Below are 16802 nucleotides of genomic sequence, written 5' to 3'. Positions count from 1 at the left end.
CCAAAATGAAAATAAAAATGGTCACCGTCTATATGACGATGACCATTTGGATATTGGATATCAAGGTTATTGCATTACTCACTATCCTAAGAATTGAACGATGTCTTCTTTTACAGTTGAAATACCGTTGATACCAAAAGTATTTACTAAGACATTTGCAACATTTGGCGATAAGAACGCTGGTAATGTTGGTCCAAGCTTGATGTTTTTAACGCCTAGGTAGAGAAGAGCTAAAAGTACGATAACTGCTTTTTGCTCATACCAAGCGATGTTATAGCTGATTGGTAATTCATTGATATCATTTAATTCAAACACTTCTTTAAGTTTAAGTGCGATCACTGCCAATGAATATGAGTCGTTACATTGTCCAGCATCAAGTACTCTTGGAATACCACCGATGTCACCAAGGTTAAGCTTATTGTATCTGTATTTTGCACAGCCAGCAGTTAAGATCACTGTATCACTTGGAAGCTCGTTAGCGAACTCAGTGTAGTAGTCTCTTGACTTCATACGACCATCACAGCCTGCCATTACAAAGAACTGCTTAATTGCGCCAGTTTTAACGGCATCTACTACTTTATCAGCTAGTGCAAGTACTTGGTTGTGAGCAAAACCACCGATGATTTTGCCTGTTTCAATCTCTGTTGGTGAAGGTAATCTTTTTGCATGAGCGATAACTTCACTGAAGTCTTTAGCGCCGCCATTAACTCTGCTAGGAATGTGCTTAAAGCCTTCAAAGCCAGCAGAACCAGTTGTGTAAACTCTGTCTTTATAGCTTGCAAGTGGCGGTACGATACAGTTAGTTGTGAATACGATTGGTCCATTGAAGGTTTCAAATTCTTCTTTTTGTTTCCACCAAGCATTACCGTAGTTGCCTACGAAATGGCTGTACTTTTTAAATGCTGGGTAATAATGCGCTGGTAACATTTCACTATGTGTGTAAACGTCTACGCCAGTACCTTCAGTTTGTGCTAAAAGTTCTTCCATATCTTTAAGATCATGACCACTGATTAGGATCGCTGGGTTTTTACCTACGCCAATATTAACTTCTGTAATTTCAGGGTTACCATATGTGCTTGTATTAGCAGTATCTAAAAGAGCCATAACGTTAACGCCATATTTTCCAGTTTCTAGTGTAAGCGCTACTAGTTCATCTGCTGATAATCCATCATTGATCGTCGCTAAAAGCGCTTTTTCAATGAACGTATAAATTTCTTGATCCTTGTGTCCTAAGTTAGCAGCATGCTCTGCATAAGCTGCCATTCCTTTTAAGCCATAGATGATCAATTCTCTTAAGCTTCTTACGTCTTCATTTTCAGTGCCAAGAACACCTACTTGTGGTTCTAAAGATTTCGCTTCAAATCCAGCTCTGTCTGATGACCACACTGCTGAATCATGGTAAGCTTTTTCTTCTAATTTTCCAGCAGTTGAAAGAGTCGATTTAATTTCTTCTCTAACTGCCAAAGCGCCTTCGATTTTATCTTTGATTGCATTGCCATCGAAGTTTGCATTTGTGATAGTTGCAAATAAACCATCCAATAATACATGATCTGCTTTTTCTGTATTTAAGCCCGCTTGACGTGCTTGTTGATTGAACTCTGATACACCTTTTAAAGTAAAGATTAATAAGTCTTGTAAATTTGCAACATCATCTGTTTTACCACAGACACCAATTTTCGAACAGCCTTTGCCACCCGCTGCTTCTTGACATTGATAACAAAACATACTCATATCCCGATCTCCTTATTTTCTAATTGTGAATTCGTTAACTTCATTACAACCCGATTATACCCCAGAGAATAGATCTGAATCGGTAACACAAGTTACGTTTCTCATAGAAAATAAAAAAAACCGAATCTTTACTATTGTCACATAATCAATAGTGAAGATTCGGTTACGATTAACTTGATTGGTACAAGTAGCTTTGGTCATTCAAACTCACAATAAAATTTATAGCCAAATATTTATATTTTTAACTTAAATATAAATTCGAAAAAATTTTTGTGGGTTTCAATTTAATTACAGCTTCATAATTTGATTATAGCTTCATAATTTGAACTGCAGCATAAGCGGCACCAAAACCATTATCGATATTCACAACTGTGACGCCAGAGGAACAACTATTCAACATTGTAAGTAAAGCACTGATGCCACCAAAGCTAGCACCATAGCCAACACTGGTTGGAACTGCAATAACCGGCTTATCCACTAACCCTCCAACGACACTAGCAAGTGCACCTTCCATTCCTGCGACGACGATTACCACTTTTGCACCTCTAATCATATCAAGTCGTGAAAATAAACGATGTATGCCCGCAACGCCAACATCGACAACCTTCATTGCACGATGTCCAAGAGCGTTCACTGTTTCATAAGCTTCCTCTACAACAGGTAGATCAGAGGTACCGGCAGCAACGATGGCAACATAATCCGAATTTTCCTTAATTTCAGGACAGTTTATTTTAACGGTTCTTCCTAACATATTCACTGAAGCGCTAGGAAATGCATCTAGAATGGCACTTTGTTGTTCCATGGTTACACGGGTTGCTAAAACCGCTTGCTGACGTTCATTCACCATATGCTTCATAATGCCCAGCACTTGATCAACGGTTTTCGACTCACAATAAATCACCTCTGGATGACCATTTCGGATCTGTCTGTGATGATCGATTACTGCAAAATCCAAATCGCTAAACGGTAGTGTTTTTAACTGTTCTAAGGCTTCATCAATCGAAGTTTCTCCAGATTTAGTTGCTTCAAGTAGTGCTTTTAAGGCTTCTTGATTCATCTAAGCATTCCTTTCTTCTGTGATCCCTTTGTTAAAGCTTCCCATCTTATACCCTGCTAAGTCCAATGTCACATACTCAAACCCATAGGATTTGAGTTCATCTGCAATTTCTTTTAAAAGTTGAACGTTCATCATCGTTTCAAGCTCAGCTTCCCCAGCCTCTATCCTAGCGATGCTGTCATGCTTTCTAACTCTAACCGCTCGTATGCCTCTGCCGATAAGATAGCCCTCAGCAGCTTCTATCATCTTAAGATCTTGTATAACGATAGGCTGATCATAAGGCAGACGCGTCAATAAGCACGCGTAGGGTGGCTTGTCCCAAGTAGGAAGACCAAGTTCCTTTGACCACTTTCTAATCTGTTCTTTTGTGATGCCTGCCTCCATAAGGGGACTTTTAATCTCAAGCTCGCTTAATGCGCGCATGCCCGGTCGATAATCCTTTGTATCATCCAAATTTGAACCATCTGCTACATAATCTATGCCCATCTCTTTTGCACGTTTCTTAATCGTACTAAAAATTTCAGTTTTACACAAATAGCAACGATCCACTGGGTTATTAATGATTTGATTTGGAATTTCTTCAACAATCAAGAACTTATGATTAATCGCCAACTCATGTGTCAACTCTTTTGCTTCTTCAATCTCCCAGTCGGCGATATAGGGTGAGTTTACTGTAAGTGCAATCGCATTGTCTCCTAAGATTTCTGATGCAACCTTAATTAGGAATGTACTATCTACACCCCCTGAAAATGCAACGACGAGCTTTTCATACCCTTTAATCACCTCACAAAGATTTGCGAATGCTGAATCTGCTTCTATTAAACTGCCAAACTTATCCTTTATCAATTTTATGCCTCTACTTTCTCTATTTAATACGCTACACATAATATAATAAGTGTCATATTTCTCTTATACTTCTTATTTTTCTTATCCTACATTTTTCTTTTACAACTTACCGATTTTTATAAGCTACTTCTCTTAGTAGCAAATATACTTTTGAATCTCTTGATAGATCTTTTTGATAGAGACGCCTTCACGAAGTGCAAACACTTTAATTTCTTCATACTCAGGTTTAACGTTAACCAACTCACCATCAAAATACGCTTTTTTAAGCGTCAATGGACCAAACTCTGTCTCTACAACTTCAAATGCACGCTCGATTTTAACCTTTTCAACAGGATAAAGTCGCATGCCTATTGAAGTGGTCTGTTCAAATACGATTTTTTGAAGTTTTTTAACATCTTCTTCCCACGCTAAAATCGTCAATTTAATTGCTGGACGACCCTTTTTCATAATAATTGACGTCTTGTAAACATCCAAAGCACCTGCACTTAAAAGTTGCTCCTCTGCATAGACCAATTGTTCAGAGGACATATCATCTATGTTCGTTTCCATTATAAACTGCTCGCGTGTATGGTCTACAGCTGATTGGACTGCAGTAAATTGGTTTACAGATGCATGATTAACTGGTGTTTCACTCAGCATAGAGATACGCACTAAATTCGGAATATCAAGTTCTCTTGTGCCAAGTCCGTAACCGATACGGTTCACTATAAATGACCTTTCATCCGTAAACTCGCTTGCTAGTGCTTTTAGTATAGCCGCTCCAGTCGGCGTAGTCATCTCGTACCCTTTCACACGACTCTTGATAGGAATTCCTTTAAGCAACTCTGCTGTCGCCGGTGCAGGCACTGGCATAAGACCATGCGCACATTTAACAAATCCACTTCCGACTTCCACAGTTGAAGTGCTTATTTCAGTGATATTTAAAAGATCAAGTGCGATACAGGTGCCAATAATATCTACGATAGAATCAATAGCACCAACTTCGTGGAAATGCACTTCTTCAGCTGTTTTACCATGAATTTTACCCTCAGCCTCTGCCAACACACTAAAAACTCTAAGACTGTTTTTCTTTACAGTTTCAGATAAATCACTTTCTATTATCAATGCTTTAATATCTCTAAAATTTCTTAAATGATCATGATGATGGTCATGATGCTCATGTTCGTGATGCTCATGGTCATGATGCTCATGGTCGTGATGCTCGTGGTCATGATGCTCGTGGTCATGGTGCTCGTGGTCATGATGCTCGTGGCCGTGATGCTCGTGGCCATGATGCTCGTGGTCATGATGCTCGTGGTCATGATGATCGTGGTCATGATGCTCATGGTCATGATGCTCATGGCCGTGATGCTCGTTAGCATTATTATGATCGATGACATCTAGCTTTGTTCCTTCGATACCATGCTTCATTTTCCTTGCTACTATAATTTCAAACTCATGATCTAGTCCGAGTTTAGAAAGTTCTTTTCTTATTTTATCAGGTTCTGCGCCAAGATCGACCAATGCACCGAGCATCATGTCGCCACTGATACCAGCGAAACATTCCATATATATTTTTCCCATTTCAATTACCTCCAATTTAAAAGCTAAGTGGTTCACGCTATCAAATAAAAACCTTTAATTTGAATCATATCTAACAGACTCTAAATAAAGGCCTTGAGCAGGTGCTGTCTCTCCTGCTAATGATCGATTCTTAGAGATAATTACTTGGTTTAGACTGTCTATTTGCCGTTCATTAAACCCAATTTCAAGCAACGTACCGACAAGAATTCTAACCATATTATATAAAAAACCATCTCCAGTGAATTTTATCTGCAAGATATCGCCATGAATCTCCCAATTGATCGATTCAATGGTTCTAACGGTTCCCTTTTTTGTCTTATCTGTTGAGAAGCCTTTAAAGTCTTTTTTACCTAATAATTGCTCTGATGCCAGCTTCATACTCTCAAAGTTGAGCTGATGCCTTTTGGCACCAAGGTTTAAGACCCAGTTTCTTTCAATAAGTGGCGGATGATCTGCAAGCCAAATTTGATAGACATAGGTCTTTGAAACTGCATTCAATCTCGCATGAAATCGATCACTTTCAGCATGAATCTGAAGGATGATGATATCATCTGGTAGATATTGGTTCATTTGAAAACTAAAATCATCTAAGTCTGTAATCGTCGTGTTTGTTTTAAAGCTCGCTACTTGCCCCAGTGCGTGAACGCCAGCATCCGTTCTGCCCGAACCATCGATTTCAATCGCCTCACCCAATAGACGCGATAAGACGTTTTCAATTTTCTGCTGTATGGTTTGATCCGTTGTTTTTAGTCTTTGCCACCCTTTATATCGAGTGCCCTCGTACTGGATGATTAATTTATAAGTCACTCTAACACCTTACCTTCAAAAGTATTCCTTTAAGATTTTACAATTCATGCCTTGTTTAACCTATTTAAACTAATAAAAACGTCATAAGGACTATTAAAAAAAGCTGACGGTATCCGCCAGCTTTAATTGCTTCGCCTCCCTAACAGTATAACAAAAAACCTTTCAAACAGGAAGCTATCTCGATGCAAATATATAATCCTCAAGTGATTGAAGGTATAAAATATCTTCTTCTTCTAAGCTTTTATAAAGCTCTTGTCGATAGTGATCACTTAAGTTTTCTTTTGTATTAATGCCTTTAATCTTTAGTTCATCCCAATGGATTTTCTTTTTCTTATAATATAAATCAAAATCCACGATGCGTTCGCCGTTTTCCATGTATTCTAGTGAAAACAGGGCTTTCTTAATTTCTAGCGGCTCCATGTAAGTGTAAAGCGTCAGCTTGTACCCCCCACCAATAGATCCTGAGAAGAATCTTGAGGACTCCTCACTCCAGCCTTCTTTTAAGACCATACCAGCACCAAGACAATCCAAAATATAAATCAAGCGATCATAGTGCGTCTTATAATCCTCAAATTTATCCTTAATAATAATGGTGAGGTTAAACCAGTCCTTGTTTTCCGTACTGCGATTGATGTACTTAAGGGCATGATGGTCGAGGTTGTTAATCGTTTCTGAAAAATGCTCAGTGGTATACACCGCTTTATGATAAAAATCTGAAAAAGCGAGTTTCTTGTTAATATTGCCTCTTGTTAGTAGTATAACTGTGCCTTCTGAATGTGAGGTAATAACGGATTTCGTTGGTTCGATGCTCGCTCTAAAATCATCAGCAATCTCACCAAGCATATTTTCGATGTTGCCAATAACCTTCATCACGATAATGCGTGGTGCACGTCTCACATAGCTCACATGACTCGATGCGCCACAGTTGATCGTCCTCATTAAAAAGGATTGTGCACTGTCATTGATAATGATGGAGTTTGTAACATCAAAATTCTGGATATTTTCTTTTGCATTATCCGCGATAACGATCAATGTCTGGTGATGATTCATCACAGTGATAATATCCTCAAAATTTTTAACTTTTTCACTCAATTCAACTTGGTCGAACTGAGCTTTTATATAAGCTCTAAAAAGCTGTTCTTCTTTAGTCTCTACAATCAATATGCGAGGACCGCTTCTAACAAAAGACATTTCATTACCTCAATAGAAAAATAATTAAGCCCCATAGAGGAAAACTGTCTCTCTATGGGGAACATTGGTTTTACTGCATAATCAGTTAAGTATAGTTTAAACGTTTTTATATAAAAATCAAGGATAAGTTCAAAATTAATTTACATTTGAACTAAATAATGTACAAACTCTTATGTTCTCTGTTTAAAAATAGTCAAAATAAAGGTATACTATATTTGTCAGAATATTGTATATCTTCTGAATATTAAAGTGAGTTTAAATCACTAATCACATAAGCTCACAGGGGTCAAATTTTACGAGAAAGGGAGGTTTTTATGGCAGATATATTCAGTCTAGAAAACGCTGATCAAAAGTTAAAAGCGTTAGACGCCTTTATTTTAGAACAAGATGCAAAAGAAGACGCACTCATATCTATTCTTCATAAGGCTCAAGAATTGTTTGGTTATCTACCTAGCGAATTACAATTGTATGTTGCACGAAAACTCAATATTCCAGCGTCAAAGGTTTACGGTGTTGTGAGTTTTTACTCTTATTTTTCTCAAGAAAAAAGAGGAAAGTACACCGTTAATATCTGTATGGGAACGGCTTGTTTCGTCAAAGGTGTTGAAAAGGTAATGCATGCCTTTTCAGAACAGCTTGATATCAAACCGGGCACAACAACACCTGACGGTCTCTTTACTTTAAAGGATGTTCGTTGTATCGGCGCTTGCGGGTTAGCCCCCGTCGTCATGATTAACGATAAGGTTTTTGGCCATGTCACAGAAAACGACGTATCTAGAATCATCAATGACTATAAAAATATGGAAGGGAGTGAAGATTAATGCCTGTTAAATCTTTAGATGAGTTGCGTAAAATCAGAGAAGATCAGATCAAAAAAGTTAAACTTCGCGAAACGGGTGAATCCGATGACCAAACCATAGAAATTCTCGTCGGGATGGCGACCTGCGGGATTGCGGCTGGTAGTCGTGAAGTCTTAAATGAATTAATTTCCCAAATTTCTACAAAGGGAATTGAACATATTAAAGTTGTCCAAGTGGGCTGCATGGGTTACTGTCACAGCGAACCAACTGTTCAGGTGAATATGCCAGGACATGAACCAACCATCTATGGTAACGTAGATCGTAATTTTGTTGGCGAAATATTAGATAAGCACATCCAAAATGGCGAAATCCTGGATGATCACGTGCTTATTAAAACTTACCATAGCGCTTTGTAAGGAGGTTGGGGTATGACTACACAAAGAACGCACATTATGGTGTGTGGCGGTACTGGTTGTGTCTCTGCTGAGAGCCTCCAAATCGTCGATTTGTTTAAGGAGAAGTTAACAGATGCTGGTTACGCGGATGAAGTTGCAGTGATCAAGACCGGTTGTTTCGGTTTTTGTGGACAAGGTCCAATTGTAAAGATTCATCCGGATAACGTTTTCTATGTGAAAGTGACACTTGACGATGTGGCTGAAATTGTAAACGAGCACATCATTAAAGGAAGAACTGTTGGTAGACTGCTCTATAAAGAACCTGAAACCCAAAAAGCACTGCCAAAACACGATGAAATGAGCTTTTATAAAAAACAATATCGTATTGCTTTAAGAAATTGTGGTCTCATCAACCCTGAGGATATTAATGAATATATCGCTTTTGGTGGATACGAAGCACTTGGAAAAGCTGTAACGGAGTATACGCCTGAACAGGTTATCGATATCGTAAAAGCAAGTGGTCTAAGAGGCCGTGGTGGTGGCGGCTTCCCTACAGGACTTAAATGGGAGTTCACTAGAAAGCCTGTGGCAGATCAAAAGTATGTCATCTGTAATGCGGATGAAGGTGATCCAGGTGCATTTATGGACCGTTCTATTTTAGAAGGTGATCCACACTCTGTACTAGAAGCAATGGCCATCGCTGGTTATGCAATTGGCGCATCTGAGGGAATTATCTATATAAGAGCGGAATACCCTCTTGCAATTAAACGTCTAGAGACTGCTATCCATCAAGCTAAGGAATATGGTCTTTTAGGCAAACAAATCTTTGGTTCTAACTTTAATTTTGATATTTCTATTAAATTAGGTGCCGGTGCTTTCGTTTGTGGTGAAGAAACCGCATTGATTCATAGCGTTGAAGGAAATCGTGGTGAGCCAACTAAAAAACCACCTTACCCTTCTATAGAAGGCTACAATGGTAAACCAACCAGCGTTAACAATGTCGAAACTTTTGCCAATGTACCACCAATATTAATTAAAGGTGCAGAATGGTTTAGTAGTATTGGCACTGAAAAATCAAAAGGAACAAAAGTATTTGCCCTAGCAGGTAAAGTTAACAATGTCGGACTTGTAGAAGTGCCTATGGGTACAACCTTGCGTGAAATCATCTATGACATCGGTGGTGGCATCATCGATGGCAAGGCATTTAAAGCGGTGCAGACTGGCGGTCCATCAGGTGGCGTTATCACCGTTGCAGATCTTGATACACCGATTGACTACGAAAGCTTGAAATCCATCGGTTCTATGATGGGATCAGGTGGAATGATCGTTATGGATGAAGACGACTGTATGGTCAATATCGCTAAGTTCTACCTTGAATTTACGCAAGATGAATCTTGTGGTAAATGTACGCCTTGCCGTCTGGGTACAAAACGTATGTATGAGATCTTAGATCGCATCACTCAAGGTGAAGGCACAATGGCTGACATCGATAAACTTAGAACTTTAGGAAAGAGCATTAAAGACAGTGCGCTTTGCGGACTCGGTCAAACTGCACCAAATCCCGTCCTCAGCACACTTGAGTATTTCTATGATGAATACCTCGCTCACATTAAAGAGCAAAGATGTCCTGCTGGAAGCTGTAAGGCACTTGCAAAATATAAGGTCATCGAAGAAAAATGTATTGGATGTACAGCTTGTGCAAGAGTTTGCCCAGTTAACTGTATCTCTGGTGCACCAAAGCAAAAACATGTGATCGATGAAGCAGCTTGTATCGCGTGTGGCGCTTGCTTCACTGCCTGCAAATTCCAAGCAATCCTAAGACCATAAGGGGGTATTCAGATGAAAATGATCAATATAAAAATAAACGACATGCCCTTACAAGTTATGGAGGGCACAACCATACTAGAAGCATCCAAGCAGGTGGGATTAAAAATTCCAACACTTTGCCATATGAATCTAAAAGACTTCGGCATCGTTAATCAAAGTGCATCTTGTCGTGTCTGTATGGTTGAAGTTGAAGGTAGACCAGCGCTTGCACCTTCTTGCTCGGAGCTATGTACTGAAGGTATGGTGATTCGCACCGATAACTTAAGAGCCATCTCTGCTAGAAGAACCGCAGTTGAGCTCTTACTCTCTAACCATCCATTTGACTGTCTCGTATGTCCTAAAAACTTGGAGTGTGACCTACAAGCACTTGCACAGGATTTAGGCATTAGAAATATCAGATATGCGGGTGAAAAGATGGATTATCCTAAAGATACATCATCCTATGCACTCGTTAAAGATCCGAATAAATGCGTCATGTGTCGTCGCTGTGAAACCATGTGTAACACGGTTCAGACTTGTGGTATCCTGTCTGCTGTTAACAGAGGCTTCGACGTATTCGTTGGCCCAGCATTTAACCTAGATATGGTTGATACCTCTTGTACCTTCTGTGGTCAATGCGTCGCTGTTTGTCCAACTGCAGCATTAACAGAAGTCAACAACACAGATGCAGTTTGGGAAGCTCTAAATAACCCTAAAAAACACGTCGTAGTTCAAGTAGCACCCGCAGTCAGAGTCGCTATCGGCGAACTTTTCGATATGGATGCTGGTACGATCACTACAGGTAAACTCGTCAGCTCACTACGTGGCCTTCACTTTGATGCTATTTTTGATACTGATTTTGGTGCAGATTTAACCATTATGGAAGAGGCTTCTGAGCTCATTCACAGGATACAAAACGGTGGAACATTACCGATGTTAACCAGTTGTTGTCCAGCTTGGGTAAAATTCTTTGAGCATCAATTCCCTGATATGCTCGACATCCCATCGACCTGTAAATCGCCTCAGATTATGTTGGGTGCTGTAATCAAAACCTACTATGCTGAAAAGATGAACCTTAAACCTGAAGACATCGTCGTCGTTTCTGTCATGCCTTGTCTGGCTAAAAAGGCTGAAGCAGCAAGACCCGAACTCACTAAAGATGAAAACAACAACGTCGACCTCGTTTTAACCACACGCGAACTTGGCTTAATGCTGAAAGAGGCTGGTATTAATTTCGCTGGTCTTCCTGATAGTGATTTTGATCATCTACTAGGTGAAAGTACCGGTGCATCTGTTATCTTTGGAACGACAGGTGGTGTCATTGAAGCTGCTGTAAGAACCGCATATGATTGGATTACTGGAGAGACACTTGAAAAAGTTGACTTCCAACAATTAAGAGGCTTAGAAGGCATCCGTTCAGCTACTGTTAAGGTTGGTGATTTGAATCTAAGAATCGGAATCGCACATGGACTAGGCAACGCACGTAAGTTACTTGAAGACATCAAAGCTGGGATTTCTCAATTTGATGCCATCGAAATTATGGCATGTCCTGGTGGCTGTATCGGTGGTGGTGGACAGCCATATCACCACGGTGATATGGAAATCATCAAAAAACGTCAAGCAGCGATTTACGCAGAGGATCGAGGCAAAGTACTCAGAAAATCACATGATAACCCTTATATCAAACAGCTTTACGATGAATTTCTCGGAAAACCTAATAGTCACAAAGCACACGATCTACTTCATACACACTACATTCCTAAGGAAAAAATCTAGTTTGACTTTAATGTTAATACTCAACTAAACATAAACCCCGTAACGTTCTGTGTGAATCACAGTTCGTTACGGGGTTTGTTAATCCTATTATTAAGTTTACGCATTGTCTGAAATTTGAAAACGAATAATTGACTATAACACCGGAATGTAAATGTCGCATTCACCCGTTTTTTCAAATCTCTCATCATAAAGCTCAAATGTCATGCCTGTCATTGCAGTCAACTCATTTTCTTTCAGATAAGTTCTATAGATTGCATCCCAAAATTCTCCGATCTTCTCCATCTTATCTTTAAATGTGAACACTGCATACTTGCCGGCCGGACGTTCCACAACTTCCATACCATTGGGAATTGTTTCAAACTGATCAACAGCAAGTCCAGCCATGTATGCAAAGCTACCACCGTTTTCGAAGCCATAACACAAACCATAAAAGGCTTGCATGTCTGGATTTGGAATTTCTTTAAAACGTTTGTTAAACACATTCCACATTTCTGGAATTTCATTGTTTTCGTTTTTTCCTCGGTAGACGATGCCCATTACCTTTGCCTTCTCAAGAGTTACAATTTTCGCTTTCATAATAAGTCTCCTTATCCATTTATTTGATAGATTAAGAATACACCCTATTTGTTGACATCATTATGTCAGTCAATCTAGAAACTAGTAATTTTCAAGGACAAACTGACATTTTCTTTTAATTGTTGCTCTTAATGATTCAGGTGAACACACATAGATTTCATCGACATGATTCATAATTTGCGTAAGTGCAATCGATTCAGAGACCATGTCAAAGGTAAATCTACCTTCATCATCCGCTGAAATGCATTTGAAACCACTGAAGTAAACCAAGTGTTTTTCAGGACACTTTAGCGTCACCAAATAGCCACCCTTGTTATCCTCTTTAAAGTTTCTATTAAAAACCTGTCGTTCAAGATAACTCGGTGTCGCATGATCCCAGTACTTTTTAAGATCAAAGTCAGCAGGCGGCTTGAATCGATCCTCCGTCTGCTTCAGCACTATAATACGATCCATTTTAAAAGTGCGTATTTCAGAACGTAGTTCACAGTAACCGACAAGATAGTCCTGTCCTACCTTTTTTACAATCCCCAGTGGCCAGATCATTCTATCAGCAGTATAACCAGTGCTGCTTTTATAATCCATTTTAATTTTAAACTCATTAATAATACTTTCCTGAACCAATGATAAAAAGTGCGCTTTATCGTCTGATATGCCATACCAGTTGCTTTTATCCACCAGTGAAGCAGCTCTCATCCGATCAAAGACAACTCTCGCTTCCTCAGGTAATTGCCCTCTAATTTTAAGCGCAAGATTTTCGGATAACTGATCGTCTTTATCGAAGATGGCAAATCGTTCAACCACCTTTAAGAGCTCACTTTTATCCATCGCACTTAGTCTTAAGCGTTTATTATATTGAAGTGCAACGCCACCGCCTTTGCCACTTTCAGTAACAATGCTATAACCGGCTTCTGATAGGACATCTAAATCACGATAAATGGTTCTCACCGATACTTCAAAATGATCGGCAATCGCCTTCGCTGTCATTACAGGGTTGTTTTCCAGTAGAAGTAAAATGCCTAGCAGTCGATAGTGCTTCACTTACGTCGTGTGACGACAAGCGTTGCCACACCTAAAACAGACATGAGCATCATCACATAATATCCAAAGCTGAAGGACATTATTGTAAAAAACAAGGTTCTTAGATCCCCATAAACCATAATCAATAAAAATAAGCCTACAACTATTACTGCATGTGCTACAAAATTAATCCAAGTGACCAGTGTCGCTTTTGCATGGCGCAATCCTAATAAAACAATAGATGCCAATGACAGTACTGGTAAAAGAATTAAAATATATCCAAGATAAAGTACCTTTCCTAATGCGGCATAACCCAGTGCCGAAATCAGCGGATCTACTACTGCCACTAGTGATTGATAGCCTCTAAAAATGTCAAAGCCAGATAACTTAATTTCTGAATAAGCAAAGGTTTCAAGATCAGGGTTATTGGTCATCCACGGTATAAAAAAGCCAATGATTAAAAGTGTGCAAATAACCATTAAAATAGGTTGTTTCAACCCTCTAATACGTTCTAAAAGCGTCATAGTTTTCTCCTGTTTAGTAGTCTATAATAAGTATTGACGCCTTTATTATAACATTCTTTAATTTGATTTTAAATGCGTCATAAATCTGTTAAGATTAAATTGACATTAAATTAATGGAGGTAATTATGAAATCAATACCCGCATTAGACGCGTCATTAAAATTGAGCTTAAGTCAAGCACAGCCCGTATTCTGGGTCAATCCAAATAAAATGAAGACACAGGAAGCGCTAAATTCGCTTTCAAACAAAGCGCTACCAACTCTTTCAGATATACAATCGGCTGATGAAAGACTTCGCCGATTTGCACCACTTTTAGCACAGCTTTTTCCAGAAACGCAAGCGACAAACGGCATAATTGAATCTAAAATACAGCGGGTCGAACAGCTCCAGACAGGCATCATTCCCTTTATCGGCGGTCGTATCATCGGCGATTGGTGGACCAAGCTCGACAGTCATTTGGATATCGCTGGCTCTATTAAAGCGCGTGGTGGCGTCTATGAAGTTCTACTATTAGCTGAAAAGCTAGCGATGGAGAACGGCTTACTTGCTTCTGATCAGGACTATACCCAATTTGCTCAAGCGTCGTTTAAAGCTTTATTCAATCAGTATACCATCCTTGTGGGATCTACTGGCAATCTAGGTTTGAGCATCGGCATCATCAGCCGTGCCATTGGCTTTAACGTTACCGTGCATATGTCAAACGACGCCAAACCTTGGAAAATAGCACTTCTAAAGGAAAAAGGCGCAACTGTCGTCCTTCACGATTCAGATTACTCAAAAGCGGTTGAGGAAGGACGTGCAGCGGCTTTAAACGATCCGTTTGCTTACTTTATAGATGATGAAAATTCAGTACATTTGTTTACAGGCTATGCGGTTGCAGCACTGAGACTTAAAACGCAGTTTGCTGATGAAGGCATCTTAGTTGACGATGAACATCCACTATTTGTCTACCTCCCTTGTGGTGTAGGCGGTGCACCAGGTGGTGTCGCTTACGGCTTAAAGTTAATCTTCGAGGATGCAGTAAGGATATTCTTTGCTGAGCCGACTCACGCACCTTGTATGTTACTTGGCATGGCTTCTGGTCTTCACAGTGAAATTGCAGTAGAGGATATCGGGATCGAGCTTAAGACAGAAGCGGATGGACTTGCTGTCGGAAGACCTTCTGGATTTGTAGGTGAGATTATGATGCCACTCATCGACGGAATATTTACCGTAGAAGATCATACAATGCTATGGTTGCTTCACTTACTTTCAGTCACTGATAAAATTGAACTTGAGCCATCTGCTCTTGCGGGTTTTTACGGTCCGATCCAACTCTTTTACACAAAAGATGGCTTCAATTATCTGTTAAACGAAGGCCTTCTAGAGAAAATGCAAAATGCGACACATCTTTCTTGGGCAACTGGCGGCGGACTTGTACCAAGAGCCATTATGGATGATTTTAAAAAAGCAGGGGCATCAATAAAAATTGAGTTTTAATTCTTCAACTTATAGTATATACTGTTTAAGGCAATACAAAACTATGAAAGGCGGTGAGCTTGTGGACAGCGTTCCGAGGAGTACATCCGACAACTCAATATTGGCAAATCAGCTGACCGTAAGCGGTAACCATCGACCTGTTTCGTTTTAATATATAGGACGTTTTTTTGGTGCTTCTTTCGGTTAGCAATCAACTGAAAGGAGCATTTTTTATGATCAAATTAATGAAGACACTTGATCAAAAAGTGGTTCAGTTAGAAAACTTTGAGCCTTCTATCTGGATCAACTTAACCCAACCTACTGAAACTGAGATCAATACCATCTCTGAAAAATTCAATATCCCGCCAGAGCACCTTCGCGCTGCACTGGATGAGGAAGAACGCGCACGAATCGAAGTAGATGATGACTGCACTTTGATTTTAGTTGACGTCCCTCTTTTCGAGGTTCAAGAGGGATCAAAAATTTATACCACTTTACCACTCGCTATTATTCTTGCAAATGATAATATCATTACGGTTTGTACAAAAGAAATCCCACTGATTAATGACTTTGTCAGCGGAAAGGTTAAAGCATTTTTCACTTATAAAAAGACGCGATTTATTTTGCAATTACTCTATAAAAATGCAACCTACTATCTACAGTACCTCAAGCAAATCGATAAAATGAGTAACAACATCGAAAAGGAGCTGCACAAATCTATGAAAAATAAAGAGCTGATCCAGCTCTTAGACTTAGAGAAAAGCTTAGTTTACTTTACAACGTCACTTAGAAGTAACGAAATCGTACTTGAGAAAATGCTCAAGCTAGATGCCATTAAAAAATATCCTGAGGATGAAGACTTGCTCGAAGACGTTATCATTGAAAACAAGCAGGCGATTGAAATGGCGAACATCTATAGCAATATACTCAGTGGCACTATGGATGCTTTTGCTTCAGTCATCTCAAACAATCTCAATATCGTAATGAAGTTTCTGACTTCCGTTACAATCGTCATGGCAATCCCGACGATGATCGCCAGCTTTTTTGGTATGAATGTGCCAGTACCACTTGCAAATCAGCACTTTGCATTTATCATTATCATGTTTATTTCACTGGTCATTGCCAGTCTTTTCGCACTCTTTATGTATCGTAAGAAAATGTTTTGATAAAAAATACCGCCTATTTCTGAATTTTAGAATTAGGCGGTTTCTTTTATTATATATTACAGATTCCATATACTTATACGTTACTGATTC

At 39.3% G+C, this 16802-nt stretch carries 15 protein-coding genes; 6 read left to right on the top strand and 9 right to left on the bottom strand.

All coding sequences use genetic code 11. The features are described 5' to 3' along the window. Positions 1–81: 81 nt before the first annotated feature. From hcp to AC4PID_RS09995, 6 genes are all read right to left on the bottom strand, one after another. Positions 82–1731 (bottom strand): hydroxylamine reductase, encoded by a 1650-nt coding sequence (gene hcp, locus AC4PID_RS10020; RefSeq protein ID WP_492131869.1) that lies wholly within the window; start codon positions 1729–1731, stop codon positions 82–84. A 307-nt stretch (positions 1732–2038) separates the two neighbouring features. After that, positions 2039–2788, bottom strand: a complete 750-nt coding sequence (gene larB / locus AC4PID_RS10015; RefSeq protein WP_492131868.1) for a nickel pincer cofactor biosynthesis protein LarB — start codon at positions 2786–2788, stop codon at positions 2039–2041. Further along, on the bottom strand, positions 2789–3607 hold the full coding sequence (gene larE / locus AC4PID_RS10010; protein WP_492135379.1) for an ATP-dependent sacrificial sulfur transferase LarE: 819 nt from the start codon (positions 3605–3607) through the stop codon (positions 2789–2791). It abuts the gene before it with no gap. A gap of 159 nt (positions 3608–3766) precedes the next feature. Further along, positions 3767–5197 carry a nickel pincer cofactor biosynthesis protein LarC gene (gene larC / locus AC4PID_RS10005; RefSeq protein ID WP_492131867.1) on the bottom strand — a complete coding sequence of 477 codons (1431 nt, stop codon included), beginning with the start codon at positions 5195–5197 and terminating at the stop codon, positions 3767–3769. 54 nt (positions 5198–5251) lie between these two features. Further along, the gene (gene truA, locus AC4PID_RS10000) at positions 5252–6004 is read right to left on the bottom strand and encodes a tRNA pseudouridine(38-40) synthase TruA (protein ID WP_492131866.1); all 753 of its coding nucleotides are present in this window, start codon (positions 6002–6004) and stop codon (positions 5252–5254) included. Positions 6005–6178: 174 nt separating this feature from the next. After that, the gene (locus tag AC4PID_RS09995) at positions 6179–7195 is read right to left on the bottom strand and encodes a hypothetical protein (protein ID WP_492131865.1); all 1017 of its coding nucleotides are present in this window, start codon (positions 7193–7195) and stop codon (positions 6179–6181) included. A 314-nt stretch (positions 7196–7509) separates the two neighbouring features. Between AC4PID_RS09995 and AC4PID_RS09990 the strand changes: the two genes are divergently transcribed. From AC4PID_RS09990 to AC4PID_RS09975, 4 genes are read left to right on the top strand one after another with little or no spacing between them, the layout of a single operon-like run. Further along, positions 7510–8016 (top strand): NADH-quinone oxidoreductase subunit NuoE family protein, encoded by a 507-nt coding sequence (locus AC4PID_RS09990; RefSeq protein WP_492131864.1) that lies wholly within the window; start codon positions 7510–7512, stop codon positions 8014–8016. Continuing rightward, a complete protein-coding gene (locus AC4PID_RS09985) occupies positions 8016–8411 on the top strand; it encodes a (2Fe-2S) ferredoxin domain-containing protein (protein ID WP_492131863.1) in 396 nt (131 codons plus the stop codon). The genes AC4PID_RS09990 and AC4PID_RS09985 overlap by 1 nt, the downstream gene beginning before the upstream one ends. Positions 8412–8423: 12 nt before the next feature. Beyond that, positions 8424–10217 carry an NADH-ubiquinone oxidoreductase-F iron-sulfur binding region domain-containing protein gene (locus tag AC4PID_RS09980; RefSeq protein WP_492131862.1) on the top strand — a complete coding sequence of 598 codons (1794 nt, stop codon included), beginning with the start codon at positions 8424–8426 and terminating at the stop codon, positions 10215–10217. A 12-nt stretch (positions 10218–10229) separates the two neighbouring features. Further along, positions 10230–11972, top strand: coding sequence for an NADH-dependent [FeFe] hydrogenase, group A6 (locus tag AC4PID_RS09975; protein WP_492131861.1), 1743 nt, complete (start codon positions 10230–10232; stop codon positions 11970–11972). Positions 11973–12104: 132 nt separating this feature from the next. On the opposite strand, the gene AC4PID_RS09970 is transcribed toward AC4PID_RS09975, so the two are convergent. From AC4PID_RS09970 to AC4PID_RS09960, 3 genes are all read right to left on the bottom strand, one after another. Then, a complete protein-coding gene (locus AC4PID_RS09970; protein WP_492131860.1) occupies positions 12105–12548 on the bottom strand; it encodes a GyrI-like domain-containing protein in 444 nt (147 codons plus the stop codon). 81 nt (positions 12549–12629) lie between these two features. Continuing rightward, positions 12630–13586, bottom strand: a complete 957-nt coding sequence (locus AC4PID_RS09965; protein WP_492131859.1) for a helix-turn-helix transcriptional regulator — start codon at positions 13584–13586, stop codon at positions 12630–12632. Continuing rightward, positions 13583–14089 carry a hypothetical protein gene (locus AC4PID_RS09960; RefSeq protein ID WP_492131858.1) on the bottom strand — a complete coding sequence of 169 codons (507 nt, stop codon included), beginning with the start codon at positions 14087–14089 and terminating at the stop codon, positions 13583–13585. The genes AC4PID_RS09965 and AC4PID_RS09960 overlap by 4 nt, the downstream gene beginning before the upstream one ends. Before the next feature lie 125 nt (positions 14090–14214). On the opposite strand from AC4PID_RS09960, the gene dsdA reads away from it, so the two are divergent. Together dsdA and AC4PID_RS09950 are read left to right on the top strand one after the other, a co-directional pair. Next, the gene (gene dsdA, locus AC4PID_RS09955; protein WP_492131857.1) at positions 14215–15567 is read left to right on the top strand and encodes a D-serine ammonia-lyase; all 1353 of its coding nucleotides are present in this window, start codon (positions 14215–14217) and stop codon (positions 15565–15567) included. 212 nt (positions 15568–15779) lie between these two features. Beyond that, entirely contained in the window at positions 15780–16712 is a 933-nt protein-coding gene (locus AC4PID_RS09950; RefSeq protein WP_492131856.1) for a magnesium transporter CorA family protein, read from the top strand. Positions 16713–16802: the final 90 nt, after the last annotated feature.

It is taken from the genome of Fusibacter sp. QWL-12 (assembly GCF_058683495.1).
The sequence above is the reverse complement of the archived record's forward strand: the minus strand, read 5'-3'. Positions and strand labels throughout refer to the sequence as shown.